Below are 1596 nucleotides of genomic sequence, written 5' to 3'. Positions count from 1 at the left end.
CCGGTGCTTCCGACGGATCACGGTCACGCCAGCGACCGTCATAGCGTGGCGGGCGGCCTTCAGCACGCGCCAGTTCACGCATTGCGTCCAGTTCTTCCGGTGAGGCATAGCAATAATAGGCTTTACCGGCTTTCACCAGTTCTTCAGCAACTTCGCGGTGGCGCGGTGCGCGTTCCCACTGGGAAATAGCATCGCCGTCCCATGTCAGGCCGAGCCATGTCAGACCTTCAAGAATAGCTGCCGTTGCGGCCTCGGTGGAACGCTCGCGGTCGGTATCCTCAATGCGCAGCAGCATCTTGCCGCCGGTATGTTTGGAATAAAGCCAGTTAAACAACGCTGTACGAGCGCCACCGATATGCAGATAGCCGGTCGGTGAAGGCGCAAAGCGGGTAATAACGGGTGATGACATCGGTCGCTCCGTATCTGCGGCAAGGTTACAGGATCTTACGCTTATATCCGAATATATCGGCTAAAGAATGTAACTGGCCGCCTCTCGATTTCTTGTGCTGTTCATGTAGCATAGGCAGCACAACGTGCAAGACTTGATGCAAAAATCAAAGCGCAGAACCGGTGTTTAACGCCGCTCAATACAAGATTCCTGCGTGAAATGGACTGTTTTGGACGTATAATTGTGCAGCTGTCAGGTGCGGGGGCAATTCAGACAGCATGGCGAATGGTTATGGCGGTGAATGTGGCCATCAGGCAAGCAAGACTGAGTCCCGTCATGATGATGGCGGGTCAGGGAGCACGGCTGACCGGACGAAACATAGAAGCGGATTAACTGCCGAGCAATTCATGCTCGGTTTTGCTCCGGTGCCGGATGCAGAGATTATCCCCGATGATGGTGCTGTTTATAGCGGACGAAAGCGGGCACGGATCATCCGGCTCAATCTGCGGGAATATTGGCAGCGTTTTCTGGATGCTATCTGTGATGCTCTGCTGTTTGAATATGAACGCGGGACGGTTTTCCTGCTGCTGGCCGTTGCGAGTGGAGCAGGGGCGGTTCATTATTTTTCCCTGAAGGCCGAACCATACTGGATAGAGCTGTTTGTGCCGGCATGTCTGTTGGGCTGGCTGCTGTTTTTGTTGCGGGACACGCTGATAAGGCGTGTCAGCCTTGTGCTGATATTAGCCTTTATGACTGGTATGCTGGCTGCGAAATGGGAGACGCAGCGCTATGCAACGCAAATGCTTGGCAGTTCTGTGTCAACCACTCTGACAGCGCGGATTGTCTCGCTCGAACAGGAGGCTGAAGACAATGGCAAAGCCGGACGCTGGCGTATTGTTGCCGATGTGCTGACAACGGAAAAACCACATTTGCGCTATGCGCCGCAACGATTGCGGCTCTCTGCCCGTGATTTACCTGCACAGGCTGAAACCGGTTCTGTCCTGAAAGGAGCGGTGCGATTGCGTCCCCATGGCGGGCCGGTGCGTTCCGAGCAATATGATTTCGCATTTCATGGATATTTTCGCGGCATTGGCGGTAATGGCTTCTATCTCGGCGTGCCGAAACTGGTTGATGGTGAATTTGCCGGTGATGCAGTATCAAAAAGCTGGACTGCATCCGTTGAGGCACTGACCGGTCAGTTGCGGGCG

The 1596-nt window shown here is 54.5% G+C and carries 2 protein-coding genes; one reads left to right on the top strand and one right to left on the bottom strand.

Annotation, left to right across the window (positions count from 1 at the left end):
• On the bottom strand, positions 1 to 409 hold a 409-nt coding region (locus A918_RS21040), incomplete at its 3' end, for a glutamate--tRNA ligase (RefSeq protein ID WP_033316258.1).
• Between the two features lie 257 nt (positions 410 to 666).
• Here A918_RS21040 and A918_RS21035 point away from each other — a divergent pair.
• The coding region (locus A918_RS21035; RefSeq protein ID WP_156831480.1) for a DUF4131 domain-containing protein at positions 667 to 1596 on the top strand (930 nt) is incomplete at its 3' end.

Source organism: Pseudochrobactrum sp. AO18b, from assembly GCF_000409565.1.
Classification (GTDB): domain Bacteria; phylum Pseudomonadota; class Alphaproteobacteria; order Rhizobiales; family Rhizobiaceae; genus Pseudochrobactrum; species Pseudochrobactrum saccharolyticum.
Note: the sequence above shows the minus strand (reverse complement) of the source record. Positions and strands in the feature narration are given on the sequence as shown.